Origin of the sequence: Bradyrhizobium glycinis (assembly GCF_016031655.1) — a bacterium.
Classification (GTDB): domain Bacteria; phylum Pseudomonadota; class Alphaproteobacteria; order Rhizobiales; family Xanthobacteraceae; genus Bradyrhizobium; species Bradyrhizobium glycinis.
The window spans coordinates 631,113-656,949 of sequence record NZ_JACCHQ010000001.1; the positions used below are offsets into that span (position 1 = coordinate 631,113).

Sequence of the window (25,837 nt, forward strand, 5' to 3'; positions counted from 1 at the left end):
GGCCGTTGCGGGCACGTCCCGTGCACCACTGAGATCTCCGAGGCGAGTGTCCAAGCGCGGTGCTGCCAACAGGCGCTCCCCGCTTAGAACCATGCCTTGAAAAAGCCTGTGCGAAACGACCAGGACGATCTCGCTCGGGCGTGAACGCAGCGAGAACAAGCGACGATGTTCACAGAAGGACTGGACCGCGAAGATCAGCGCGGCTATATGAGCGGCCTGCAAGCCGCTGATTTGCAAAATTTCAGCCAGCCTTGCAGAAATCCCGAAGAATGCTTAGTAATTTCAAGCGCTTCGGTGGGGAATGGTGTAACGGTAGCACAACAGACTCTGACTCTGTTTGTCTTGGTTCGAATCCAGGTTCCCCAGCCAGTTCCGGGCACTTTTCCAAAGGTATGGTTCCGGTCCTTGAGCAGGATGGCAGGTTGATGGGCCGCCTCGCTGCTCGCGACGGTTTGCCTCACGTCGTACTCTCGTTCCCAAGTCGGGTCGCGGCACGCTCCATCGTCCTTGGGCTGGACAACCCAAGGAGATCCGCAAATGCCCTATGTCGATGGTTTCGTTCTCGCCGTGCCGAAGGACAATCTCGAGGCCTACAAGGCGATGGCGACGACCGCCTGCGCCATCTGGATGGAGCACGGCGCGCTCGATTATGTCGAATGCATCGGTGATGACGTTCCCTATGGAGAGCTCACCTCGTTCCCGCGTGCGGTGATCGCGAAGGAGGACGAGATCGTGGTGTTCGCCTGGATCGTCTATCGGAACCGCGAGAGCCGCGATGCCATCAACAAGAAGGTGATGGCGGATCCGCGGCTAAAAATGGAAGGCATGCCTTTCGACGGCAAGCGCATGATCTATGGCGGCTTCACGACGCTGCTCCGGGCGAGCGACATCGCGACATGAGGCGCACCGGTTACTTGATCTTGTCGTATGCCGCCGCGAAATCGCCCAGCGGCATCGGGATCGCGATCGTTTCCTTGGCCATGTTCTGGAAGGAGACCTTCAGCTGCTTGCCCGACCGCAACGCTGCGAGCAGGTCCGCTGCGATCGGCGTCGAGGCGTAGCAGCCGCGGTTCTCGCAAGTCTGGATCTGGAGGTCGGCCGTCTTGCCTTCGTCGACCTGGAGCTTGGCGCCGACGGGAAGATTGAGGCCGAGCGGCAATTGCAGCAGCGCGATCGGCGTGCGGGTGTCGGGCGCGATGCGGATGTTGATCAGGACGACGGTCTGGCCGGTCTTGGTCAGCACCGCGTTCTGCTCCATCGCGCATTCGAGCGGCGCGTCACGGCTTGCGCTGGTGCAGCGGACGATCCAGCCGGGCTGTCCGGAAGCACCGTCAGCCTGCGCCTGTGTCGGGGCAGGCGCAGGCTGTGCGGCCGGCGCGGGCGCGGCGTTCTTCTTGGTGCCCTGCTGGGCGTGTGCTGCGCCTGCTGACAAAAGGACAGCAGCGGCCAGGGCGACAAGTCTGGATTGCATAGGCATGGGAAACCGCATTCGCGAACCGGGGTCTCGCTGTAGCGTCGCGGCAGGCGCGGCGCAAGCTTACTCGGCTGCTTCCTTGACGCTGCCGTGCTCGGGCGTCTGCTGGCCTTCGTCGTCCGCACGGCCCCAAGTCGAGAACCAGTTGTTGAGCTTGTCGAGGTAGAGATAGACGACCGGCGTGGTGAACAGCGTCAGCGCCTGGCTGACGATCAGGCCGCCGACCATCGCATAGCCGAGCGGCTGGCGGATTTCGGCGCCGGTGCCGTGGCCGAGCATGAGGGGCACGCCGCCGAGCAGGGCCGCCATCGTCGTCATCATGATCGGACGGAAGCGCAGCAGCGCGGCCTGACGGATCGATTCCTCCGGCGTCTTGTGCTCGTCGCGCTCGGCGGCAATGGCGAAGTCCACCATCATGATGCCGTTCTTCTTCACGATGCCGATCAAGAGGATGATGCCGATCAGCGCGATCAGGCTGAAGTCGAATCCGGCCGCCATCAGGATCGCGAGCGCGCCGACGCCGGCCGAAGGCAGCGTCGACAGGATCGTGATCGGATGGATGTAGCTCTCGTAGAGAATGCCGAGGATCAGATAGACCACGACCAGCGCGGCGAGGATCAAGAGCGGCACGGTGCCGAGCGACTGCTGGAACGCCTGTGCGGTGCCCTGGAAGCTCGAATTCAGCGTGGGCGGCGTACCGAGCTCCGCCATCGCTTTCTGCACGGCCTCGGTGGCCTGGCCGAGCGCGACGCCTTGCGCGAGATTGAAGCTGATTGTGATCGACGGGAACTGACCCTGATGGCTGATCGACAGCGGGCGGACCGGATCGGTGGTCCAGCTCGCGAAGGTCGACAGCGGCACCTGGTCGCCGGTCAGCGGCGATCTCAGATAGAGCTTGTTCAGCGTCTCGAGATCGCCCTGCATCTCCGGCAGGACTTCCAGGATCACCTTGTAGGTGTTGAGCTGCGTGAAATATTGCGTGACCTGCCGCTGTCCGAAGGCATCATACAGCGTGTCGTCGATCAGCTGGGGCTGGATGCCGTAGCGGGCGGCGGTGTCGCGGTTGATCTTGAGCTGGACCGTCGTGCCCTGCGTCTGCTGGTCGGTCGCGACGTCGCGCAGCTCCGGCAACGTCTGCATCTTGGCGAGGATCTTCGGCGCCCATTCGTTGAGCTCGGCTAGATCCGCGTCCTGCAGGGTGAACTCGAACTGCGTGCGCGTCGGCCGGCCGCCGAGCCGGACGTCCTGGGCCGCCTGCATGTAGAGGCGCGCGCCCGGCACTTTCTCGAGCTTCGGACGCAGCCGCGCGATGATCTGCTGAGCGGACGCCTCCCGCTCGTTGCGCGGCTTGAGCGTGATGAACATGTTGCCGTTGTTGCCGGCGCGGCCGCTGCCGCCGATGTTCATCGCGATCGTGGCGACGTCGGGGTCTTCCATCACGATCTTGCCGAGCTCGACCTGGCGGCGCTGCATCTCCTTAAACGAAATGTCCTGCGAGGCTTCGGAGGTGGCCGTGATCAGGCCGACGTCCTGCTGCGGGAAGAAGCCCTTTGGGATCAGCACGAACAGGTAGATCGACAGGCCGAGCGTGACGAAGAAGATCGCAAGCGTGGTGCGCCGCCAGGCCAGGGCATGGTCGAGCACGTATTCATAGCCGCGCAGCATGCCGTCGAAGGCGCGCTCGCTCCACTGATAGAGCTTGCCGTGGGTGACCTCGCCATGGGCGCGCAGGAAGCGGGAGGCCATCATCGGCGTCAGCGTCAGCGACACGAACATCGAGACAAAGATCGTCATCGCCAGCACCACGGCGAATTCGCGGAACAGGCGCCCGATGATGCCGCCCATCAGGAGCAGCGGGATCAGCACCGCGACTAGCGAGATGCTGATGGAGACGATGGTGAAGCCGATTTCCTTGGAGCCCTTGAAGGCGGCTTCCATCGGCGAGTCGCCTTCCTCGATGTAGCGCGTGATATTCTCGAGCATCACGATGGCGTCGTCGACCACGAAACCGACCGCGATGGTGAGCGCCATCAGCGACAGATTGTCGAGCGAATAGCCGACCGGCCACATCAGGGCGCACGCGCCCAGCAGCGCCAGCGGAACCGTGACGGTAGGAATGACCGTGGCCCAGAAGCTTCGCAGGAAGATGAATATGACCATGACCACGAGGGCGATGGTCAGCAGCAGCGTGAACTGGACATCCTCGACCGCGGCGCGGATGGTCGTGGTACGGTCGCTGATGAGCTCGATCTTGATCGCGGGCGGGATCGCTGCAACGAGGCGGGGCAGGGTCGCCTTGATCCGGTCCACCGTTTCGATGACATTGGCGCCGGGTTGCTTGAAGATCACCAGGAACACGCCGCGCTTGCCGTTGGCCCAGGCCGCCTGCTTGGCGTCTTCGGCGGCGCTGACCGCCTGGCCGATATCGCGGATACGCAACGGAGCGCCGTTGCGATAGGCGATGATGACGTCGTTCCAGTCCTGCGCCTGCGTGAGCTGGTCGTTGGCGTAGAGCGTATAGGCCCGCTTCTCGCCGTCGATATTGCCCTTGGGGCTGTCGACCGTAGCGATCGCGATCTGGCTGCGGATGTCCTCCATGGACAGGCCCTTGGCGACCAGCTTTGCGGGATCGACCTGAATGCGGATGGAGGGTTTCTGCTGGCCGCCGATGAAGACCTGGGCGACGCCCGAGAGCTGGCTGATCTGCTGAGCGAGCTGGGCGTCGACCGCGTCGCTGACGGTCGTCAGCGGCAGCGTCTCCGATGTCGCCGACAACAGCAGGATCGGCGCGTCGGCGGGGTTGACCTTGCGGTAGTTCGGGGGCGACGGCAGGTTCTTCGGCAACTGGCCGCTGGCCGCGTTGATGGCGCCCTGCACGTCGTTTGCGGCGCCGTCGATGTTGCGGTTGAGGTCGAACTGGATGGTGATCGACGTCGTGCCGAGATAGCTCGTCGAGGTCATCTGCGCGATGCCCGGAATCTGGGCGAATTGCCGCTCGAGCGGCTGCGCCACGGACGAAGCCATCGTTTCAGGGCTGCCGCCGGGCAGGTTGGCGCTGATCTGGATGGTCGGGAAGTCCACCTGCGGCAGGGGCGCGACCGGAAGCAGGGGATAGGCGACCAGGCCGACGAAGAGAATGCCGGCCATCAGCAGCGAGGTGCCGATGGGATATCGGATGAAAGGTGCCGAAATCCCGCCCTCGGTCATTGCTGTCGTACCTTGTTCTGGGCCGGATCCGAGCTTGCCACCGCCGTCGACACCAAGCTTCCGGGCTGGACCTTGAACTGTCCGCCGACGATCACCTGCTGGCCGGGGCTCAATCCTTCCTCGATGACCGAACGCCCGTCGATGCCGTAGCTGACCTTGACCTTGTGCAGCTCGGCCTTGTTGTCCTGATTGACCGTATAGGCGTAGAGCCCGTTGGTGGAGTGCTGGACCGCGTCATCCGGAACAACGGTCGCATCCTTCAGCGTTCGCACCAGGAGTCGCGTCGAGACCGATTGGCCAGGCCACAGCGTTCTTTCCTTGTTGTCGAACACCGCTTTGAGCCGGATCGTGCCGCTGCTCGTGTCGACCTGGTTGTTGATCACGGCGAGCTTGCCCTCGGCCAGCGTCTTCTTGCCGTCGGTGGTGAAGGCGATCACCTTGAGCGCGCCGGCCTTCTGGCCCTCGCCGATATAGGGGAGCTGGTCTTCCGGCGCGGTGAAGATCACCGCGATCGGCTCGATCTGCGAGATCGTGACGATGGCGGTCTGCGACGAAGCGTTGACGATGTTGCCGATGTCGACCTGACGCAGGCCTGCAACGCCGGTGATCGGCGCCTTGATCTGGGTGTAATCGAGCTGGGTTTGGGCGTTGGAGATCGCGGCATCATCGGCGGCGATCTGGGCGGTGAGCTGAGCGACGGTGGACCGCTGCGTGTCGACGCGTTGGGCGGTGGCGAATTCGCCGAGCTTCGTGGCGCGCTGGAGCTCGAGATTAGCGTTGGCGAGACTGGCCTCGTCCTGCGCCTTCTTGGCCTTGGCCTGGTCAAGTGTGGCCTGATAGGGGCGGGGATCGATCGAAACCAGGAGATCGCCCTGCTTGACGATCTGGCCTTCGCTAAATTCGAGCTTGTCGATCTGGCCATCCACACGGGTTCGCACCTGGACCGTGTTGAAGCCCTGAACCGTGCCGAGACCGGTGAGATAGACTGGAAAGTCGGTCTTCTGAACCGGCGCAACGCTGACGGGGATGGCGGACGGGCGAGGCGGACCCTTTTGTGCGGTCTGGGTTTTTCCAGCCTCGGCCACGCCGAACTTCTGCCAACTATAATAGCCCGCGGCAGCCACGGCCGCGATGATCAAAAGCCAAAGGATCGGCCGGGACTTGGTCATGTCGTCTCGTGTCGGCTCGCATGCCCTCGGCTACGAATATCGGGGCAATCGTACGGTTCCAGCATGATGTATAATACACGCCAAGTTCCAGTGTAAACAGCACTATCCGTTGAGAATCCTAAACAATTGGAAAGCTTTGCACCGTGTAGGCAGCTCGCTGGCGCGGCCGTGTGCAGTGCTGCGTTTTTCCGCCGCGACCGGTCGGCGTGCAAGTCTTCGCAGCAAGCGCAACGATGTGCTCGGGGCCGATCGGCCCCGCGCCGCGCCGTCGTTCGGATCTGCCGCAAGAACGGTTCTAAGTCGGGTCGCCGCCGTTTCGGTTGTCAGGGATTTCGGCATCGTCCATATCGGCGCCGCATCACACGGAGCGAAGCATGGACGAGCTGAACGGCAAGCTGATCGCGTGCCAGATTCTGATCACGGGATTGATCGCGCGTGTCGCCAACGAGCAGCGCGATCCCTTGCGCTTCCTCACCGATTTTCGCGACGAGATCAAAGCCGTCGTCAACGGCGTCAACATCGCCGGCATGGACTCAACCGATCGCGTGCGCGCGGTTGCGCAGAAGACTGTCGACGAATTGTTCTCGCTGATGAAGCCGCCGAGCAGCGACTGAGAGAGATGCGCGATCGCTGCACTGTTTTAGAACGAGTCCAGTCTCGTCTTAGAACGATTTGAAACTGCAGCTTAGAATCGTTTTGATCTGGACTGATTCAAGGGTTCTCGCGAGCGCCTCGCATTGACCCGTTATTTTGCGGCCGATACCAACAGCCCATCGCTCGTTCGAAGTGAATGAGCGAACAGGAAGATGGGGCGTTTGGTAATGGGGCAGGTGGTCGCACCGAAGTCGTTGCGTTCGGTCGTAGCGTTCGACCCGATGGACGAGAGGTCCGCGGGCGTTTCCGGCAAAAAAGTTTCAGCGGTCGCGAGCTTGATCGCAGTGGCGTCGGTGTCGAGCGGCGCGCAGGCGCAGCAGTCGAACCTGCCGCCGGTGACGGTCGATGCTCCGGTCGAGCGTTCGCGTCCGACGGCCTCAAAGCCTTCGCCCGAGCAGGTCCGCGCCCGCAACGCGCTTCGCCGCGCCGCGCAGCGCCAGCAGGTGCAGCAGGCGGCTCCCGCCACGCCGTCCGGCGCTGCCGACAGCAATCCCTATGCCGATCCGGCGGCGCCCTATAAGGTCGATCACGTCCAGGCCTCGGGCAAGTTTCCCGAGAAGATGCTGAACACGCCGAAGACGATCACCGTGCTCAGCAAGGAAGTGCTCGAGGACAAGAACGCCACCACGCTGAAGGAGATCGGGCGCTCGACCGCAGGCGTCACGCTCGGCTCGGGCGAGGGTGGCAACGCGTTCGGCGACCGTTTCTTCATCCGCGGCTTCGACGCGCGCAACGACGTCTTCATCGACGGCATCCGCGATCCCGCCGTTTCCATTCGCGAGAACTTCTTCACCGAGCAGATCGAGATTCTGCGCGGCCCGGCATCCTCCTATGCCGGCCGCGGCACCGCCGGCGGCGCCATCAACATCGTCACCAAGCAGGCCGGCGACATCAACTTCAAGCGGATCGACAGCGAGTTTGGTACCGACATGACCAAACGCGTCACGCTCGACGTCAACCAGGTCATCGATCCCACCTTCGCGGTGCGCGTTGGCGGCCTGTTCCAGGACGCCAACGTTGCCGGGCGCAACTACGTGACCGACAATCGGTGGGGCAGCTTCATCTCGACCAAGTACACCCCGACCAACGACATCAAGATCACGACGAACTACGTTCATACCGACCTCAGCGGCTATCCCGATTTTGGCGTGCCCTATTACAAGCAGGGCAACGTGCCGGTGACGTCGGCGGGCATTCCGCGTCAGAACTGGTACGGCTTCCTCAACCGCGACTTCCAGACCGCGCGGCAGGATTTCGGCACCGGTACCATTGAATACAGGGTCAACGAGGCGATCACGCTGACCAGCAAGGTGCGCGGCGAGCACTCGCTGCTCAACTATATCGGCACGCTGCCGCAGAACCCGAATACGACCAGCCCCAACCCGCTGCTCTGGACCACGACGGCAAGCGCGCAGAGCCGCTACCAGAACGTCGACGTATGGGCCAACCAGAACGAGGCCACGTTCAAGCTCGACACCGGCGGGGTCAAGCACACCGCGGTGTTCGGCGTCGAATATTCGAACGAGAACATCTCGATCGATCGTTACGCCGGCCTCGCCTCCGAACTGTCCGGCTCCGCGTTCACCAGCACTGGCGCGGTGACGGGGGTCAATCTCTACTCTCCGCAATACACCTACATTCCCTTCGGCATTCCCTCGCTTGTTGGAAACCCGACCCGTTACGGCGTCAACACCAGCAGCGTGTACGTCATGGACACCGCGAACTGGCAGGACACGATCATCGTCAACGGCGGTGTCCGCTATGACGGCTACAGCCAGAGCGCGTCCAACAATGCGAACTATCTGAAGCAGAGTTCCGATCTGGTGAACTACAACGTCGGTGTGGTCTACAAGCCGATGTCGATCGGCAGCGTCTATGCAGCCTATGCGACTTCGGCCAACCCGTTCGGGTCGGAGCTGGATGCGACCGGTACCGACTATGGCGGCGTTCCCCCCAACTCGACCATCTTGCTCGGGCCCGAGCGCAACAAGGCGATCGAGGTCGGCACCAAATGGGAGCTTGCGGATCGCCACCTGCTGGTGACCGGTGCGCTGTTCCAAACCACCAAGAACAACGCGCGCGAGACCGTCAACAGCGTGCTCACATCGGGCGCTGCCTACAGGATCCAGGGCATCGACCTCGAAGCGGAAGGCAAGATCACCGACCGCTGGAGCATCTTCGGCGGACTGGTGCTGATGCAGTCCAAGGTCACGCAGAGCGGCGTTGCTTCGAATCTCGGGCTGCAACTCGCCAACATCGCGCACCAGTCCTTCAGCATGCTCACCAAGTACAAATTCGACGATGGCTGGGAACTTGGCGGCCAGGCGGTGTATCGCTCCAAGCTCTATGGTGGCACGTTCGCGGCCAACACCAACCAGCTGCCGAGCTATTGGCGCTTCGATGCGTTCGTCGAGAAGAAGATCGACCAGAACTGGAGCATGAAGTTCTACGCGCAGAACCTGACCAACAAGCTCTATTACGACTCGTTCTATCGCAGCAACGTCCCGTTCGTTGCAGTCGCACCGGGGCGGGCCTTCTACATCGTGACGACAGCGAAGTTCTGATCATGTTGACGTGCTTGCCTGGTGTTCTCAGCAAGGATGATGTGGCGGACTTCCGCCGCATCATGGATGCCAGCGAATGGGAGGACGGCCGCTCGACTGCAGGGGCGCAGTCGGCCATGGTCAAGCGCAACGAACAGCTGCCACCTGACAGCGAAGTCGCGCGAAAACTCGGCAACCGCATCATCTCGGCGCTGACGTCGAACCCGCGCTTCATCGCGGCGGCGATCCCGCTCCAGATCTTCCCGCCGCTGTTCAACCGCTATGCCGCCGACAGCGGCCACCATTTCGGCCTGCACGTCGACAATGCGATCCGCGGCGACCGCCTGACCGGCCTTCGCATCCGCACCGACCTGTCGGTCACGCTGTTCCTCGCCGAGCCGGAGGAGTACGACGGTGGCGAACTTGTGATCGAGGACACCTACGGCTCGCACCAAGTCAAGTTGCCAGCCGGGGACTGCGTGCTCTATCCCTCGACCAGCCTCCATCTGGTCACCCCCGTGACCAGGGGAGTGCGGGTTGCATCTTTCTTCTGGCTTCAGAGCATGATACGGGACGATCAAGTCCGGAGCATGATCTTTGACCTCGACACCGCGATACAGGCGCTGGTGGAACGGCTCGGGCGTGACGATCCCGAAACGGTCAAATTGACGGGTATCTATCACAACCTCATTCGCTACTGGGCCGAAGTATGAAGACCATGTCCTTCCAAGCAAGCCTTGCCGCAGCCTTGATGCTGGCGTCCGCCTGGCTTGCGTCTCCTGTTCTTGCCCAGACACCGGTCCTGTCGGCACCGGCCCCATCGGCGGCTCAGCCGTCCACGGCCGGAACCGTTCCCCCGGCAGCCACCCCTGCGGCCTCGACGGCCCCCGCCGTTGCGGGTGCCGCTCCCGTGGCCGTCAATCCCGCGAGTGCGAAGCCCGAGGCGGCAGCCATCGCTCCGGCCATGAAGGAATTGTCGCCCTGGGTGATGTTCATGTCGGCGGACGTCATCGTGAAGGCGGTGATGATCGGCCTCGCCTTCGCCTCGCTGATGACCTGGACCGTCTTCATCGCCAAGTCGATCGAGCTGTCGGTCGCCTCCAGCAAGCTGCGTTCGGCATTGAAGAAGATCGCGGAGGCGCGTTCGCTCGCCGAAGCGCAGATGGCGCTCGGCACCAAGGAGGGCATCCTGCCGTCGTTCCTGGCGGCGGCGCTGCGCGAGGCGCGGATGTCGGCCGGCCTGTCCAGCGATGCCGGCATCAAGGAGCGAGCGGCCTCCAGCTTTGCCGAGATCGTGCGCGCGGAGCAGCGGCGCATCCGGATCGGCATGGGCGTGCTCGCGACCATCGGCTCGACCTCGCCCTTCGTCGGCCTCTTCGGCACGGTCTGGGGCATCATGAACAGCTTCATCGGCATCTCGAAGTCGCAGACCACGAACCTCGCCGTGGTCGCGCCCGGCATCGCCGAGGCGCTGCTCGCCACCGCGATCGGCCTCGTCGCCGCCATTCCCGCCGTCATCATCTACAACCACTTTTCGCGCGTGACGAAGGGCTATCTCGAGCTCGTCAGCCGCGCCTCGGGCGCAGCGGGGCGGCTGCTGTCGCGCGATCTCGACCGCAGCCACGGCAGCGTGCATTCGCGCGCGGCGGAGTAGATCATGGCCGTTTCGCTCGCAGACAATGACGACGACGACGATTTCTCGGAAACGCATGACATCAACGTCACGCCGTTCATCGACGTCATCCTGGTGCTGCTGATCATCTTCATGGTGGCGGCTCCGTTGTCGACAGTGGATTTGCCGATCGATCTGCCGACGTCCAGCGCGACGCCGCAGAAGAAGCCGGACAAGCCGACCTATCTCAGCATCAAGCCCGATCTGACGCTCGCGATCGGGGAGAACCCCGTTCACCGGGCCGAGTTGATCGGAACCCTCGACGGCCTTTCCGACATGAGCAAGGACAAGTATGTTTTCCTCCGCGCCGATCGCTCGGTGCCCTATGGCGAGTTGATGGGCGTGATGGAGCTCCTGCGCTCGGGCGGCTATACGCGGGTGAAGCTGGTCGCGCTCGAAGGCGCGCCGGGGGCGCCTGCGGCAGGCGCCGCTCAGCCTTAAAGGCCAGCCATGTCGGACGAACCGAAACCATCCCGAAAGCTCTGGACCGTGGCGGCGATCACCGCGCTCGCGCTTCATCTCGGCGGTGCTGCGCTCGCGCTGGCGCATTTGCGCGCCGACGACGACGGCGATGGTCTCGGCGCGGCCGGAGCCGAGTTCGCGGTCGAAATGGCTTCGCCGGAAGTTCAAGAATCCAACGTGCCCGTCGGACCAAGCGACTCAGTGGCGCAGGAAGAGCGCCCGGAACTTCCAGAGCAGAAAGCCGAATTAAAGGAGACGGAGCTCCCGCAGGATCGACCCCAAGAAGTCGAGGAGCCCGATCGTATCGTTAGCGAAAACAAAGCGAAGAAGGAGCAGGACGACGATCCGAAGGTGGCTGCGGTGGAAACGCCAGCCGCGGAAGCATCGCCAAAGCAGATTGACCAGGCGCGGCAGACTTTCGAGGACGCAACGCGCGAGGCTGATAAGGCGATGGCTCCCGTGGTCGGTGTGGGCAAGGACATCCTGAAGATCACAGCGGACTGGAACAAAAAGATCAGTGCGCGCATCAAGCAGCACGAGATCACCCCGGAAGGCAGACAGAACGCCAACCAGAAAGTCACGGTGAGTTTCGCGCTCAACCGAAAGGGAAACGTGCTCTCGGTCGAGGTGGTCGCGTCGTCCGGTGACGCCGCCTACGATGCGGCTGCGATCTCAATGATCCGCAAGGCGGAGCCTTTCCAGCCGCCTCCGGTTCAACTGACCGAGGAGCGATTCGAGCGCACGCTCGAGATCAACTTCGCCCCTGAGAAATCGAAGAAGACCACCAACAAAAAAACGGCTCAGCGCCAGTAGAGCCGGATCCCGACGTAGACCACGACCAGGCACGCGAAGATCAGCGCCACGGGGAGGGGGCGTTTCTGGGCTCCGCTGGCCGCGCCTGTCCCGAAGAAGCCAGCGCCTTTCGGCTTCGGCGCCGGGCGCCGGAAGGCGGTAACATTGTCCGCTGCCGGTTCGGCCTGGCGGGGACGGACGTCGGGCGGCGTTCCAGCGCCACCCATCTCGACGTAATAGGCCTTGTAGATCGCACCGATGGTGGCCTCGGTGGCCTCGCCTTCGCTCATCTGCGCCAACAGGTTCCTGTAGCTGCTGAGGAACTCCTGGGCCTCCGGAGGCAGCGCGGACGCCCCGTTGAGCTTGGCCATCATCTTCCAGGTGGCGAAATCAGCGCGGGCGCGGGTGTCGGCGCGTCGCGCGATCAGCATATCGGCAGCTTTGACCAAGTCGGCCTCTGGCCTTTCGGCTTGTGTTCTGGTGTCGCGGTTCAACTACGCATTGCCGGTCAGGAAGAGAACAGCCTGAATCACATAACCGGTCAACGTCCGCAGTATTGCTGAAATAACATCAAGATTTAGACCGAACTGCGAGCCCGCCAGCGGCAGCAGGATCAAGAGCCCGATCAGGATCAGCATACCGACCGGCTCGAGCCGGGCCAGCGGCAAGGCGAGAGCCCGCGGCAGCAGGCCGACTGCAACGCGGCCGCCGTCCAGCGGCGGGATCGGCATCATGTTGAAGACCGCCAGGATGGCATTGATGATGAGCGCATTCTTGAGATTGTCGGCAACCCACTTCGCCGAGCTTGCGGGCACCAGGGGCAGGGCGTGGAAAGCGACCGCGGCGACCAGCGCCAGCAGGATGTTCGTGGCGGGCCCGGCGAGCGCCACCCAGACCATGTCGAGTCTGGGGTTGTTGAGCTTGCGGAAGTTCACCGGCACCGGCTTGGCATAGCCGAACAGGAACGGCGAATGCGCGAACAGCAGCATCGCCGGCAGGATCAGGGTGCCGAACGGGTCGATATGCCTGATGGGATTGAAGCTGACCCGGCCGAGCTGTGAGGCCGTGTTGTCCCCGAGCCGGTCCGCGACGAAAGCGTGCGCAGCCTCGTGGAAGGTAATGGCGAGCACCAGGGGCAGGACCCACACCGAAAGGTCATAGAAGGAAATGTTCACCGGCTCATCCGTTTCATTTCGGCCCGCGCGCTTTGCAAAGCTGGCCGTATAGGGCCACACACCTCTGCGATCCACCGTTATATGGCGCTCGATTGCGAAATTGCCCGCTGCAGATGGTTCGCCAGCAGTGCTGCCGGACGCGACAGGTTGCGCGCGCGGTGGAGGCGGATGTCCGCGACCGGCAGCGGCGGCAGGCCGTCGCGTTCCGAAAGGACTCGGAGGCGAGGGGGCAGGGTGCCCGCCTTCACGACCGTGATGGCGAGGCCCTGTGCCGCGATCGCTTCCACTGCCGCAAGTGTCCGGCTGACGAAGGCGAGCCGCCAGGGGCGGCCGGCGGCATCAAGGGCCTCAGTGGCCCATTGCCGGAACAGGCAACCCGGTGGATAGAGCGCGACGGGCAGCGTGTCATGCGGCCCCCCGGCCGAGTATGACGCGGCTGCGGCCCAGACCGCCTGCTCGCGTCGCAGCAGCTCGCCATCGCCGTGCCCTTCCGGATGCATGGCGATGACGAGATCATAGGCCTCGCCGAGCCGGGCCGGCATTGTGGCGGTCAGCCCAGTCTCGATTTCGACCCGGACCTCCGGATGGCTCTTGGCAAATTGCGCCAGCAATGGCGGAACGACGATGGTGCCGTAATCGTCCATCACCCCGAGGCGGACCATGGCCTCGCGCTTACGGAGCACATCGACCGCTTCTGCATTGAGCTCGAGAAGCCGCTTCGCGTAGGCAAGCAGCTCCCGACCGGCCACGCTCAGTGCCACGCCCGACCTCGTGCGGTGAAACAGCCTGACGTCCAGCCGTTCTTCGAGACGCCTGATCTGGACGCTCACCGCCGATTGGGTGCGGTTGAGCGTCGCGGCCGCGCGCGTGAACGACCGATGCTCGGCAACGGCGAGGAAAGCCTTCAGAAGGTCTGGGTCGAGATCAGGCGAGGTCATGACGAAAACTTATCCTGCTATGACGCAAATTCCATTCCCCGTTTCGGCGCGCCTCCTATGCTGCCCGCAAAGCCGATGGGAGGATTCGTGGGCGAGATCCTTGGCGTTTTTGCTGCCGTTTTGTCGAGCGCGCTGGGCGGGACCTCGATCGGCGCGACGCGCTATCTCGTCGGGAGCATCGATCCGCTCGCGATCGGCTCGTTCCGGTTCGGCATCGGTTTTCTCTTGCTGCTGCCGCTGGCGCTGCTGCGCGGCGATCGCTGGCCGGAGCGGGGGGATTGGGCCGCTGCCGTCGGACTGGGCATGCTGTTCTTCGCGCTGTTCCCGATCCTGTTCAACGCGTCGCTGATCTTCACGACCGCTGCGCGCGGCGCGCTCGCGTTGTCGACGCTTCCGCTGTTGTCGCTGGTGATCGGGGCTGCTCTCGGCGCGGAAGCCTTGACCTGGCGCAAGTCCATTGGCGTCGTGACCGCGACGTTTGGCGTTGCGGTCGCGCTGCTCTCCGACCTTGCCTCGGCGCCGTCAGGCGCCTGGCGTGGCGATCTCCTGATGATGGCGGCTGCGCTGTGCATGGCGCTCTACGGCATCTGGTCGAAGCCGTTGATCCGTCGCTCCAGCCCGATCGCCTTTACGACCATGAGCATGGCGGCGGGTGCATCCTGCCTCATCCTGCTCTCGTATGTCCGCGGCAGCTTTGCGCCCGTCGCCGGCTTCGGCATGCCGCAATGGCTGGGAGCCCTCTATTTGGGTGCCTTCGGCGCGGCGCTGACCTTCTATCTCTGGGCCTTCGCGCTGGAGCGGACAACGCCGACGCGCGTCGCGATTTCGGTGACCGTCAACCCGATCACGGCATCGCTGGTCGGCGCCTGGCTGCTGAACGAACCGCTGCGCTGGAATCTGGCGGCCGGCATCGTTGCGGTGTTTGCCGGGATTTGGATCGCAACGGCGACGGGACGCCGCATCGAAGCGGCTCGCGCCTCAGGCTGATCGCGACCTCACGTCGGGATGGTCGTCTGATATTGCACCAGACCGTCATCGAGCTTCACCCAGGCAAGCTTCTCGCTCACCCAGATGTGCTCGGTCGGGGCGAAGGCATTGCGATCGTCGAAAGTGGCCAGCGCCACGCCCGCGAGCGTGCCGTTGCGGCGCCAGGCGAACAGGCGCGTGCCGCACTGCTTGCAGAACACGCGGTCGATGTTCTCGGACGAGGCGTAGCGTGCGGTCTCGCCCTCGACGCTGAGCGCGCGCTGGTCGAACTGGGCGCGGGCGAAGTAGGGCGAGCCCATCGCCTTCTGGCAGGTGCGGCAATGGCAGATGCGGACGTTGAGCGGCTCGCCCTCCGCCTTGAACCGCACCGCGCCGCACAGGCAACCACCTTCCCGGATCATGATGTCCTCAGTAGGTTGCCCGTCCGCCCGAGATGTCGAACACAGCGCCAGTGGAGAAAGCGCAATCCTCGGACGCGAGCCAGGCGACCATCGCCGCCAGCTCTTCCACCAGCACGAAGCGCCCCTTCGGGATCTTCGACAGCATGAAGTCGATATGCTGCTGCGTCATCTGATCGAATATCGCGGTCTTGGCGGCCGCCGGCGTCACCGCGTTGACGAGGATGTCATGGGCGGCGAGCTCCTTGCCGAGCGACTTCGTCAGCGCGATCAGGCCGGCCTTGGAGGCCGAATAATGCGCGGCGTTCGGATTGCCTTCCTTGCCGGCGATCGAGGCGATGTTCACGATCCGCCCGTATTTCTGCTTGAGCATTTCGGGCACGATCGCCTTGCTGACGATGAAGGGGCCATCGAGGTTGATGCGCAGCACCTTGCGCCATTCCTCGAGCTCGGTCTCCCAGACCGGCTTGTTGACGCCGGCGATGCCGGCATTGTTGACGAGGATGTCGACCTTGCCGAACGCCTTGAGCGTTGCATCGCGTGCCTGCTCGACGGCCGCCGTGTCGGTGACGTCGACCTTGAAGACTTTCGTTTCGCCGCCGATCTCCTTTGCGGTCTTCTCCGCCAGCGCGGCGTCGAAGTCCCAGATCGCGACCTTGGCACCGGAGGCAACGAAGCGCTCGGTGATGGCGCGGCCAAAGCCTTGCGCGCCGCCGGTGACGATTGCGATGCGGCCGTTGAGATCGATCTTGTTCATGCCGGAGGCCTTCTTACGTCAGAGCATGTAGCCGCCGTCGACGACGAGATCGACGCCGGTGGTGAAGGCGCTCTCGTCGCTGCCGAGATAGACCGCCATGGCGGCGATTTCGTCGGCGGTGCCGAGCCTGCCCATCTTCTGGCGGGAGATGAACATCTCCTTGCCCTGCGGGCCTTGCGCGGCGGCGCGGTCGAGCATCGAAGGCGTCTCGACGGTGCCGGGGCAGATCGAGTTGCAGCGGATACCCTTGGTGATGAAATCGAGCGCCACCGCGCGCGACAGCAGCGATACCGCCGCCTTCGACGAGCTGTAGACATAGCGGTTGGCCGGCGGCCGTAGCGCCGCGCAGGACGAGATGTTGACGATGCTGCCGCCGCCGCCCGCGATCATGTCGGGCAGGAAAGCCTTGATGGTCCGGTGCATCGACTTGACGTTGAGGTCGAACGAAAAGTCAAAGTCCTCCTCCGAGCACTCCAGGATGGTGCCGTGGTGCACGAAGCCGGCGGCGTTAAGCAGAATGTCGATCTTGCCGATGCGCTTGGCGAAGGCGTTGACCTCGGCGGTGTTGCGGACGTCGAGCTTGGCCACTTCGGCGACGCCTTCCTTGGTCAAGCCAGCGATGCCAGCTTCGTTGATGTCGGTGGCGATGACGGTTGCGCCTTCACGCGCGAATGCGATGGCGCAAGCGCGCCCGATGCCTGCCGCGGCAGCCGTGACGACGGCGCGCTTTCCCTTGAGGCGGTCTGCCATTTTCTTCTCCCTGATGTTCGTCGGAATGCCAACCCGGCGTCATTGCGAGGAGCCCTAGCGACGAAGCAATCCAGACCATCTCCGCGGACGCATCTCTGGATTGCTTCGCTCGCAATGACGGTGTGGCGATCAGTGATTGTCCCGCGCCACGCCGAACGTGCCGGCGACGTTCTGGTACCTTGTGGCGAGCTCCATGCAGGCGCCGGTCGATTGCTGGCCGACGGTGTTGCGATAGATCTCCTGCCACGGCGTCTGGTTCGGCGGATGCTTGAAGCCGCCGGCCGCCTTGAGCTCGGCGTGGCGCTTCTTCAGCTCCTCGTCCGAGATCAGGATGTTGGCGCTGCCCTTGTTGAGGTCGATCCGCACCTTGTCGCCGGTCTTGAGGATCGCAAGGCCGCCATTGGCGGCGGCTTCCGGCGAGGCGTTCAGGATCGAGGGCGAGCCCGAGGTGCCGGATTGGCGGCCGTCGCCGATGCAGGGCAGGGACAGGATGCCGCGTTTGATCAGCGCCGCAGGCGGTTGCATGTTCACGACCTCGGCGCCACCAGGGTAGCCGATCGGGCCGGTGCCGCGGATGAACAGCACGCAGCGCTCGTCGATGTCGAGCGAGGGATCGTCGATCCGCTCGTGATAATCCTCCGGCCCTTCGAACACGATGGCGCGGCCCTCGAAGGCGTTCGGGTCCTTCGGGTTGCTGAGATAGCGGTCGCGGAATTCCTTCGAGATCACGCTGGTCTTCATGATCGCAGAGTCGAACAGATTGCCCTTCAGCACCAGGAAGCCGGCGTCCTTCACCAGCGGCTTGTCGTAGGTCCAGATCACGTCGTTGTCGGGTGCGGGCGCGTTCTTGCAGTTCTCGCCGATGCCGCGGCCGTTGACCGTGATCGCGTCCTCATGGATGCGCTTGTGCTTCATCAATTCGCGCACCACGGCGGGTACGCCGCCGGCGCGGTGAAATTCCTCGCCGAGATAGAAGCCGGCCGGCTGCATGTTGACCAGGAGCGGCACGTCGTGGCCGACCTTCTGCCAGTCCTCGATCGTGAGCTCGACGCCGATATGGCGGGCGAGCGCGTTGATGTGGATCGGCGCGTTGGTCGAGCCGCCGATCGCCGAATTGATGACGATGCAGTTCTCGAACGCCTTGCGGGTCAGGATGTCCGAGGGCTTGAGGTCTTCCCAGACCATCTCGACGATGCGTTTTCCGGTCTCGTAGGCGATCTGGCCGCGCTCGCGATAGGGTGCCGGGATCGCCGCGCAGCCCGGCAGCGAGAAGCCGAGCGCTTCGGCAAGCCCGTTCATGGTCGAGGCCGTGCCCATGGTGTTGCAATGGCCGACCGAGGGCGCCGAGGAGGCCACGATCTCCATGAACTCTTCATAATTGATCTCGCCGGCCGCGAGCCGCTCGCGCGATTTCCAGACGATGGTGCCGGAGCCGGTGCGCTCGCCATTGTGCCAGCCGTTCAGCATCGGGCCGCCCGACAGCACGATCGCAGGCAGGTTCACCGTCGCCGCCGCCATCATGCAGGCCGGCGTGGTCTTGTCGCAGCCGGTGGTCAGCACCACGCCGTCGAGCGGATAGCCGTAGAGAATCTCGACGAGGCCGAGATAAGCGAGGTTACGGTCGAGCGCTGCCGTCGGGCGCTTGCCGGTTTCCTGAATGGGGTGGGTCGGGAACTCCATCGCGATGCCGCCCGCCTCGCGGATGCCTTCGCGGACGCGGTGCGCGAGCTCAAGATGATGGCGGTTGCAGGGGGACAGGTCATTGCCGGTCTGGGCGATGCCGATGATCGGCTTGCCGGATTGCAGCTCGGCGCGGGTGAGGCCGTAATTCAGGTAACGCTCCATATAGAGCGCAGTCATGCCCGGATTGTGCGGATTGTTGAACCATTCCTGCGAGCGAAGATGACGGCGGGTCCCGTTGCTGCCGGTGGCGTGCCCGTTGGTTGGTTTCTTTGTCATTGGTTTCTCCTGCAATGCAAACGCGCTGGCGTCCGTCTCATGGTGTCGGCATGTACGTTGCCCAACGGCGCGCGCGATGATCTGCCTTCCCGCTGGCGGGTCGTTTCCTCACGATTCCGATACTAGTCGTGGCTACTTGGTAACGCTATCATTTTGTTCGCCGCGGCCGCGCCTGATACGGCTGGCCTGCTGTCCGAACGTCGCGCCGACGAGCTTTGCCGCTCGATTACCTTGAAGCCGAGATCGAGCACCGGCTGCTCCGGGCGCCGGCCTTCGATCGCGTTGATCAGCATGGTGGCGGCCGTCTTGCCCATCTCGTAGCGGTTGGTGCGAACGCTGGTGAGGGTGGGGACGGCCGAGGCCATGAATTCGAGGTCGTTGAAGCCGACGATCGCGATCTGCCCGGGGACTGCGATCTCCCGGCGCCGGCATTCGAACAGCACACCCAGCGCGAGGTCGTCATTGGCGCAGAACACCGCGTCCATGTCGGGCTCGCGCGCCAGCAGATCGGTGAACAGGGCGCCGCCGAGCGTCACCGAGGTCGGCGTCGCCGTCGTGACCACCAGGCGCTGGTCGAACGATCCGGCATCCTTCATGGCCGAGACATATCCGTCCAGCCGCCGCTGCACCCTCGGATCCATCCGCGCGCCGACGAAGCCGACCTTGCGGTGGCCTTGCTCGAACAGGTGCGCGATCGCCGCGCGGGCCGCATCATAGTGCGAAAAGCCGATCATCATGTCGACCGGGTCCGGGCCGATCTCCATGATCTGCACGATCGGGCAGTCCGCGGCCTGAAGCATCGCGCGGGATTCCGCAGTCTGGTCGATGCCGGTGACGATCAGCCCGGCCGGCTTCTGCGCCAGGAACAGACGCAGCAACTTCTCTTCCTGGAGAATGCTGTAGCGCGTGTTGGACAACTGGATCGAGTATCGGCTGCCTTCGGAGGCGTCATAGATGCCGCGCAGCACGTCCGAGAACACGTTGTTGGTGAGCGATGGGATCAAGACGCCGATGACCTCGGTGCGTTGCGAGGCCAGGGCGCGTGCCGCAAGGTTGGGCACATAGCCGAGCTCCTTGGCGGCGCTCTCGACCCGCGTCCGCTTGGCGACCGACAGGGCCTCCGGATTGCGGAAAAAGCGCGACGCGGTAATCGGGCTGACGCCGGCAAGCTCGGCCACTTCGGCCAGCCGGATTTTGCCTGACTTGGTGCGTTTTCGACCCATTTGCTGCTCTTAACACAGTCGGTCCCGCAAACAAAGGAACGTTGACAGCGCTACCAGCAACGACTAACCAAAGACAAATTGCCAAAACCGCACAAACTACCGACAATGTCGCCCGCTAAGCTCGGGCTTCGTTCGGTGAAGTCCGAAAAACAAGACGGTCGCGGCGCGAGAGGCGCCGTGGACTTTCGAGGAGGGAGCTAGATGTCGTCTGTGCAAATCCGCGACGTGCGGAAATCGTTCGGCAATTTTGAAGTCCTGCACGGCGTCACGATTCCGATCGAGGACGGTCAGTTTGTCGTTCTGGTCGGCCCCTCCGGCTGCGGCAAGTCGACGCTTCTGCGCATGCTCGCCGGCCTCGAGAACATCACCTCCGGCACGATCTCGATCGGCGACCGCGTCGTCAACAATGTCCAGCCCAAGGAGCGGGACATTGCGATGGTATTCCAGAACTACGCGCTCTATCCGCACATGACGGTCGCCGACAACATGGGCTTCTCGCTCAAGCTGCGGAATGCCAGCTCGGATGAGATCAACAAGCGCGTCAAGCGCGCCGCCGAGATCCTCGCGCTGTCGCCGCTGCTCGACCGCTATCCGCGCCAGCTCTCCGGCGGTCAGCGCCAGCGCGTCGCCATGGGCCGCGCCATCGTGCGGGACCCGCAGGTCTTCCTGTTCGACGAGCCGTTGTCGAACCTGGACGCCAAGCTGCGCGTCGCCATGCGCACCGAGATCAAGGAGCTGCATCAGCGACTGAAGACGACGACGGTCTACGTCACCCACGACCAGATCGAGGCCATGACCATGGCCGACAAGATCGTCGTCATGCACGACGGCATCGTCGAGCAGATGGGCACACCGCTCGAGCTCTACGACAAGCCCGACAACCAGTTCGTTGCCGGCTTCATCGGTTCGCCCGCGATGAACTTCCTGAAAGGCCATGTGCGCGTCAACGGCGTTGCGACCTTCGAAGGGCCGAACGGCGTCAAGCTGCCGCTCAAGAGCGCGCCGGCCGGCTCCGACGGCCGTCCTGCGGTCTACGGCGTGCGGCCGGAGCACTTCACCATTGCCGATGACGGCGCCGAGGCCGAGATCATTGTGGTCGAGCCGACCGGCTCGGAGACGCAGGTGTTCGCCAAGCTCGGCGGCGAGCAGGTCGTCGCGGTCTTCCGCGAGCGTCACCAGTTCAATCCGGGCGACAAGGTGCGGCTGAAGCCCGATCCGTCGCTGGTCCATTTGTTCGACGATGCAACGGGCAAACGCATGAACGCCTGACGCATCGGACGACAAGACATAGGCGAAAAGACATAAGACGACAAAAAGCATCACAGGGAGGACAACATGCAAGACTTTACCCGCCGGTCTCTGCTCCAAGGCGGCACGGCTTTGGCCGCAACCGGCATGCTGACGGGGCCGGCACTGTTCGACTTCGCCAAGGCCTGGGCGCAGAGCGCGCCCTGGAAGGCCGAGCCCGGCGCCAAGCTGACGGTGATGCGCTGGAAGCGCTTTGTGCCTGCGGAGGACGATGCGTTCAACGCAATGGTGGCGGCATTCAAGTCGGCGACCGGCGTCGAAATGAACGTGTTCAGCGAGTCTTTCGAGGACGTGCAGCCCAAAGCATCCGTTGCAGCCAACACGGGCTCCGGCCTCGACGTCGCCTGGGGCCTGCACACGCTGCCGCAGCTGTTCCCGACCAAAGTCCTGAAAATGAACGACGTCGCCGATTACCTCGGCAAGAAATATGGCGGCTGGACGGACGCTGCAGCAAAGACCTGCAAGCTTGGCGAAGACTGGCTGGGCATCCCTGTCGCGACCAACGGCGGCTATATGACCTACCGGAAGTCGGCGACGGACAAAGCGGGCTTCAAGGAATTCCCGAAAGATTTCCCAAGCTTCCTGGAGATGTGCAAAGCGCTCAAGGCGAACAACACGCCGGCCGGCTTTGCCCTCGGACACGCGAGCGGCGATGCCAACGGCTGGCTGCACTGGATCCTCTGGGGCCACAATGCGTGGACCGTCAATGAGAAGGATCAGGTCAGCATCAATTCGCCCGAGACCGCGAAGGCACTGGAGTATTGCAAGGCCCTTTACGACACCTTCATCCCGGGCACGGCGTCCTGGAACGACTCCTCCAACAACAAGGCGTACCTGGCCGGTGAGCTCTATTGCACGCTCAACGGCATTTCGATTTATGTTGCCGCCAAGACCGATCCCACCAAGAAGGAACTGGCGGAAGATACCCATCACGCTCTGCACCCGGTCGGACCGATCGGCAAGCCGACCGAGCTGCAGCTTACGCTGCCGATCCTCGCCTTCAACTTCACCAAATATCCGAACGCGGCGAAGGCCTTCGTCGCCTTCATGCTGGAGAAGGAGAACTACGAGAAGTGGCTGGATGGCGCGCAAGGCTATCTGCAGCAGACCTTGAACGCCTATGAATCGGCGTCGGTCTGGACGGCCGATCCCAAGAACGCCGTGTTCTCGCAGGCCTCCAAGCGCACGCTGCCGGCGTCCGGCATCGGCACCGTCGGTGAGAAGGCGGCGACCGCGATCGCCGATTTCATCGTCGTCGACATGTTCGCCAATTACTGCACCGGCGCCAAGGATGCGAAGGGCGCGATGGCGGAAGCCGAGCGCCAGCTGAAGCGCATCTATCGCTGACGGTCACGGAGCGGGCGGCCGTCCGGTCGCCCGCTCGTCAACATTTCGATCAGGGATATCGGGCATGGCTGATGTCGCAATTCCCCGGGCCAAGCCTCAGATGAGCGAGGCTGGCGCCTGGGCCCAGCTCAAACACAATCGCAACTGGCTCGGCTTCTGGTTCATGGTGCCGGCCATGGTGTTCCTGATCTTCTTCCTGGCCTATCCGCTTGGGCTGGGCATCTGGCTGTCCTTCACGGACACGCGCATCGGCAGGGTCGGGCACTTCATCGCCACCGAGAACTACGAGTGGCTGTGGGACGATTCCATTTTCTGGCTGTCGGTGTTCAATACGCTGCTCTATACCTTCGTCGCCAGCGCCTTCAAATTCGGCATCGGGCTTTACCTTGCGCTGCTGCTCAATGAGCACATGCCGTTCAAGGCGATGCTGCGCGCAATGGTGCTCATCCCCTTCATCGTTCCGACGGTGCTCTCCGCGCTCGCGTTCTGGTGGATTTTCGACTCGCAATTCTCGATCATCTCCTGGTCGCTGAAGCAGCTCGGCCTGATCAGCCAGAACATCAACTTTCTCGGTGACACGACCTGGGCGCGCATTTGCGTGATCTTCGCCAATATCTGGCGCGGCGTGCCGTTCGTGGCGATCACGCTGCTCGCAGGCCTGCAGACCGTCTCGCCCTCGCTCTATGAAGCGGCGACGCTCGACGGCGCCACGCGCTGGCAGAATTTCCGCTACATCACCTATCCGCTGCTGACGCCGATCATCGCCGTAGTGATGACCTTCTCGGTGCTGTTCACCTTCACCGACTTCCAGCTGATCTGGGCGATGACGCGTGGCGGCCCGGTCAATGCCACCCACCTGATGGCGACCTTGTCCTACCAGCGCGCGATCATCGCGGGACAGCTCGGCGAGGGCGCCGCGATTTCCAGCGCGATGATTCCATTCCTGCTTGCCGCGATCATGGTCTCCTGGTTCGGCCTGCAGCGCCGCAAGTGGCAACAGGGAGAAAACAATGACTGATCTCCCCACCTCGCGGATCGATCTCAAGGCTGTGCTGCATAGCTCGGCTCCGACAGTCGCGAAGGATGATCACAGCGAGGGCATGAGCTATCTACAGTCGGTGCCGCGCAGGATCGTGACGCTGTATCTGCCGCTCGCGATCATCGTCGTCGTTCTGCTGTTCCCGTTCTACTGGATGGCGCTGACTTCGGTGAAGCCCGACGAGCAGCTGCTCGATCTCGACAAGTACAATCCGTTCTGGACCTGGAATCCGACCTTCAAGCACTTCCACAAGCTGCTGTTCGAGAGCTACTATCCGTACTGGCTCTGGAACACGATGTATGTGGCGGTCTGCGCCACGGTGCTCTCGATCGTCGCCTCGGTGTTCGCCGCCTACGCCATCGTGCGGTTGCGTTACAAGGGCGCCAATCTCGTCGGCGGCCTGATCTTCCTCGCCTATCTGGTGCCGCCGTCGATCCTGTTCATTCCGCTCGCCACGGTCGTTTATCAGTACGGCCTGTTCGATTCGCCGCTGGCGCTGATCCTGACCTATCCGACCATCCTGATCCCGTTCTCGACCTGGCTGCTGATGGGCTATTTCAAGACCATCCCCTTCGAGCTCGAGGAGTGCGCGCTGATTGACGGGGCGAGCCGCTGGCAGATCCTGGTCAAGATCGTCGTGCCGCTGGCCATTCCCGGCCTGATCTCGGCCTTCATCTTCTGCTTCACGCTGTGCTGGAACGAGTTCATCTACGCCCTGACGTTCCTGCAATCGACCAGCAACAAGACGGTGCCGGTCGCGATCGTCAACGAGTTCGTGGACGGTGACATCTACCGCTGGGGCTCGCTGATGGCGGGAGCGCTGGCCGGCTCGCTGCCGCTCGTGATCCTTTACGCCTTCTTCGTGGAGCATTATGTGTCGGCGATGACCGGCGCCGTGAAGGAATGATCGCGGGGCTTGCCGAGGGCGCGCCAATGGTTTCAAGAGCGGCGCGCTCCGGCCAATAAGAGGGAGTTGAGCTCTTGCACATTCTGGTTCTCGGCGCCGCCGGCATGGTCGGCCGCAAACTCTGTGAACGGCTGCTGCGCGACGGCCGGCTCGGCAAGAGCGACATCACGAAATTGACCATGCACGACGTGCTCGAGCCCAAGAAGCCGGAGAAGGCCGGCTTCCCGGTCGAGACCGTGTCGGGCGATTTCGCCGTCCCGGGCGCCGCCGAGAAGCTGATCGCGGGCCGCCCCGACGTGATCTTCCATCTCGCCGCGATCGTCTCCGGCGAGGCCGAGCTCGATTTCGACAAGGGCTACCGGATCAATCTCGACGGCACGCGGATGCTGCTCGATGCGATCAGGCTCGTTGGCGGCGGCTACAAGCCGCGCGTGGTCTTTACATCCTCGATTGCGGTGTTCGGTGCGCCGTTTCCGGATGCGATCGGCGACGAGTTCTTCCACACCCCGCTGCTCAGCTACGGTACGCAGAAGGCGATAGGCGAACTCCTGCTGGCCGACTATTCCCGCCGCGGCTTCCTCGACGGCATCGGCATCCGCCTGCCGACCATCTGCATCCGGCCGGGCCTGCCGAACAAGGCGGCATCGGGATTCTTCTCCAACATCCTGCGCGAGCCGCTGGCCGGCAAGGAAGCGATCCTCCCGGTCTCCGAGGACGTCCGCCACTGGCACGCCACGCCGCGCTCGGCCGTCGGCTTCCTGCTCCACGCCGGCACCATGGATCTCGCGACCGTCGGGCCGCGCCGCAACCTGACCATGCCCGGCCTGTCGGCCACGGTCGGCGAGCAGATCGCCGCCTTGAAGCGGGTTGCGGGCGAGAAGGTCGCCGCGCGCATCAAGCGCGAGCCCGATCCCTTCATCGTCGGCATCGTCGGCGGCTGGCCGCGCAATTTCGACGCCAGGCGTGCGCGCGAGCTCGGCTTCACCACGGCCGAGAAGACGTTCGACGATATCATCCGCATTCACATCGAAGACGAGCTCGGCGGCAATTTCGTCGCCTGACCTCCGACTGAGCGG

Annotated in this window: 24 protein-coding genes and 1 tRNA gene; 14 read left to right on the forward strand and 11 right to left on the reverse strand. The window is 63.6% G+C overall.

From position 1 onward, the window contains the following. Positions 1-295 precede the first annotated feature (295 nt). Both HZZ16_RS03010 and HZZ16_RS03015 read left to right on the forward strand, forming a co-directional pair. Positions 296-369 (forward strand) — tRNA-Gln (locus tag HZZ16_RS03010). Between the two features lie 168 nt (positions 370-537). Continuing rightward, on the forward strand, positions 538-900 hold the full coding sequence (locus HZZ16_RS03015; RefSeq protein ID WP_197947011.1) for a DUF1428 domain-containing protein: 363 nt from the start codon (positions 538-540) through the stop codon (positions 898-900). 10 nt (positions 901-910) lie between these two features. On the opposite strand, the gene HZZ16_RS03020 is transcribed toward HZZ16_RS03015, so the two are convergent. The 3 genes from HZZ16_RS03020 to HZZ16_RS03030 are packed head-to-tail and all read right to left on the reverse strand — an operon-like array spanning position 911 to position 5,850. Then, positions 911-1,477 (reverse strand): invasion associated locus B family protein, encoded by a 567-nt coding sequence (locus HZZ16_RS03020; protein WP_197947012.1) that lies wholly within the window; start codon positions 1,475-1,477, stop codon positions 911-913. A 60-nt stretch (positions 1,478-1,537) separates the two neighbouring features. Next, complete coding sequence (locus HZZ16_RS03025; RefSeq protein ID WP_197947013.1) at positions 1,538-4,681, reverse strand: multidrug efflux RND transporter permease subunit; 3,144 nt, start codon at positions 4,679-4,681, stop codon at positions 1,538-1,540. After that, entirely contained in the window at positions 4,678-5,850 is a 1,173-nt protein-coding gene (locus HZZ16_RS03030; protein WP_197947014.1) for an efflux RND transporter periplasmic adaptor subunit, read from the reverse strand. The genes HZZ16_RS03025 and HZZ16_RS03030 overlap by 4 nt, the downstream gene beginning before the upstream one ends. Before the next feature lie 374 nt (positions 5,851-6,224). On the opposite strand from HZZ16_RS03030, the gene HZZ16_RS03035 reads away from it, so the two are divergent. The 6 genes from HZZ16_RS03035 (at position 6,225) to HZZ16_RS03060 (ending at position 11,994) form a co-directional block, all read left to right on the forward strand. Further along, the gene (locus HZZ16_RS03035) at positions 6,225-6,464 is read left to right on the forward strand and encodes a hypothetical protein (RefSeq protein ID WP_027571757.1); all 240 of its coding nucleotides are present in this window, start codon (positions 6,225-6,227) and stop codon (positions 6,462-6,464) included. A gap of 207 nt (positions 6,465-6,671) precedes the next feature. Beyond that, positions 6,672-9,068 (forward strand): TonB-dependent receptor, encoded by a 2,397-nt coding sequence (locus HZZ16_RS03040; RefSeq protein WP_197947266.1) that lies wholly within the window; start codon positions 6,672-6,674, stop codon positions 9,066-9,068. A 2-nt stretch (positions 9,069-9,070) separates the two neighbouring features. Next, positions 9,071-9,760, forward strand: coding sequence for a Fe2+-dependent dioxygenase (locus tag HZZ16_RS03045; protein WP_197947015.1), 690 nt, complete (start codon positions 9,071-9,073; stop codon positions 9,758-9,760). Beyond that, on the forward strand, positions 9,757-10,701 hold the full coding sequence (gene exbB / locus HZZ16_RS03050) for a tonB-system energizer ExbB (RefSeq protein WP_197947016.1): 945 nt from the start codon (positions 9,757-9,759) through the stop codon (positions 10,699-10,701). The genes HZZ16_RS03045 and exbB overlap by 4 nt, the downstream gene beginning before the upstream one ends. A gap of 3 nt (positions 10,702-10,704) precedes the next feature. After that, positions 10,705-11,160, forward strand: a complete 456-nt coding sequence (gene exbD, locus HZZ16_RS03055) for a TonB system transport protein ExbD (RefSeq protein ID WP_025035680.1) — start codon at positions 10,705-10,707, stop codon at positions 11,158-11,160. A gap of 9 nt (positions 11,161-11,169) precedes the next feature. Beyond that, a complete protein-coding gene (locus tag HZZ16_RS03060) occupies positions 11,170-11,994 on the forward strand; it encodes an energy transducer TonB (RefSeq protein ID WP_197947017.1) in 825 nt (274 codons plus the stop codon). Here the strand turns inward: HZZ16_RS03060 and HZZ16_RS03065 are convergent. The 3 genes from HZZ16_RS03065 to HZZ16_RS03075 form a co-directional block, all read right to left on the reverse strand. Then, a complete protein-coding gene (locus HZZ16_RS03065; RefSeq protein ID WP_197947267.1) occupies positions 11,982-12,404 on the reverse strand; it encodes a hypothetical protein in 423 nt (140 codons plus the stop codon). The genes HZZ16_RS03060 and HZZ16_RS03065 overlap by 13 nt on opposite strands. Before the next feature lie 63 nt (positions 12,405-12,467). Next, on the reverse strand, positions 12,468-13,148 hold the full coding sequence (locus tag HZZ16_RS03070) for a site-2 protease family protein (RefSeq protein WP_197947018.1): 681 nt from the start codon (positions 13,146-13,148) through the stop codon (positions 12,468-12,470). Positions 13,149-13,225: 77 nt separating this feature from the next. Further along, positions 13,226-14,086 carry a LysR family transcriptional regulator gene (locus HZZ16_RS03075; protein ID WP_197947019.1) on the reverse strand — a complete coding sequence of 287 codons (861 nt, stop codon included), beginning with the start codon at positions 14,084-14,086 and terminating at the stop codon, positions 13,226-13,228. 87 nt (positions 14,087-14,173) lie between these two features. Between HZZ16_RS03075 and HZZ16_RS03080 the strand changes: the two genes are divergently transcribed. Then, entirely contained in the window at positions 14,174-15,073 is a 900-nt protein-coding gene (locus HZZ16_RS03080; protein WP_197947020.1) for a DMT family transporter, read from the forward strand. Positions 15,074-15,081: 8 nt separating this feature from the next. Here the strand turns inward: HZZ16_RS03080 and HZZ16_RS03085 are convergent, their stop codons facing one another. The 5 genes from HZZ16_RS03085 to gntR all read right to left on the reverse strand — a co-directional run bounded on the left by HZZ16_RS03085 (position 15,082) and on the right by gntR (position 20,160). Then, the gene (locus HZZ16_RS03085; RefSeq protein ID WP_197947021.1) at positions 15,082-15,474 is read right to left on the reverse strand and encodes a GFA family protein; all 393 of its coding nucleotides are present in this window, start codon (positions 15,472-15,474) and stop codon (positions 15,082-15,084) included. A gap of 7 nt (positions 15,475-15,481) precedes the next feature. Next, on the reverse strand, positions 15,482-16,228 hold the full coding sequence (locus HZZ16_RS03090; RefSeq protein ID WP_197947022.1) for an SDR family NAD(P)-dependent oxidoreductase: 747 nt from the start codon (positions 16,226-16,228) through the stop codon (positions 15,482-15,484). A gap of 18 nt (positions 16,229-16,246) precedes the next feature. Beyond that, positions 16,247-16,978, reverse strand: a complete 732-nt coding sequence (locus HZZ16_RS03095; protein ID WP_197947023.1) for an SDR family oxidoreductase — start codon at positions 16,976-16,978, stop codon at positions 16,247-16,249. 129 nt (positions 16,979-17,107) lie between these two features. Beyond that, positions 17,108-18,937, reverse strand: coding sequence for an IlvD/Edd family dehydratase (locus HZZ16_RS03100; protein ID WP_197947024.1), 1,830 nt, complete (start codon positions 18,935-18,937; stop codon positions 17,108-17,110). Between the two features lie 122 nt (positions 18,938-19,059). Continuing rightward, the gene (gene gntR / locus HZZ16_RS03105; RefSeq protein WP_197947025.1) at positions 19,060-20,160 is read right to left on the reverse strand and encodes an HTH-type transcriptional regulator GntR; all 1,101 of its coding nucleotides are present in this window, start codon (positions 20,158-20,160) and stop codon (positions 19,060-19,062) included. A 201-nt stretch (positions 20,161-20,361) separates the two neighbouring features. Between gntR and HZZ16_RS03110 the strand changes: the two genes are divergently transcribed. From HZZ16_RS03110 to denD, 5 genes are all read left to right on the forward strand, one after another. After that, positions 20,362-21,429 (forward strand): ABC transporter ATP-binding protein, encoded by a 1,068-nt coding sequence (locus tag HZZ16_RS03110; RefSeq protein ID WP_197947026.1) that lies wholly within the window; start codon positions 20,362-20,364, stop codon positions 21,427-21,429. 66 nt (positions 21,430-21,495) lie between these two features. Continuing rightward, positions 21,496-22,815: an ABC transporter substrate-binding protein gene (locus tag HZZ16_RS03115; protein ID WP_197947027.1), complete on the forward strand. Its 1,320-nt coding sequence runs from the start codon at positions 21,496-21,498 to the stop codon at positions 22,813-22,815. Between the two features lie 100 nt (positions 22,816-22,915). Then, positions 22,916-23,833 carry a carbohydrate ABC transporter permease gene (locus tag HZZ16_RS03120; RefSeq protein WP_197947268.1) on the forward strand — a complete coding sequence of 306 codons (918 nt, stop codon included), beginning with the start codon at positions 22,916-22,918 and terminating at the stop codon, positions 23,831-23,833. Then, positions 23,826-24,761: a carbohydrate ABC transporter permease gene (locus tag HZZ16_RS03125; protein ID WP_197947028.1), complete on the forward strand. Its 936-nt coding sequence runs from the start codon at positions 23,826-23,828 to the stop codon at positions 24,759-24,761. Before HZZ16_RS03120 ends, HZZ16_RS03125 begins: the two co-directional genes overlap by 8 nt. A gap of 74 nt (positions 24,762-24,835) precedes the next feature. Then, complete coding sequence (gene denD / locus HZZ16_RS03130) at positions 24,836-25,822, forward strand: D-erythronate dehydrogenase (protein WP_197947029.1); 987 nt, start codon at positions 24,836-24,838, stop codon at positions 25,820-25,822. Positions 25,823-25,837: the final 15 nt, after the last annotated feature.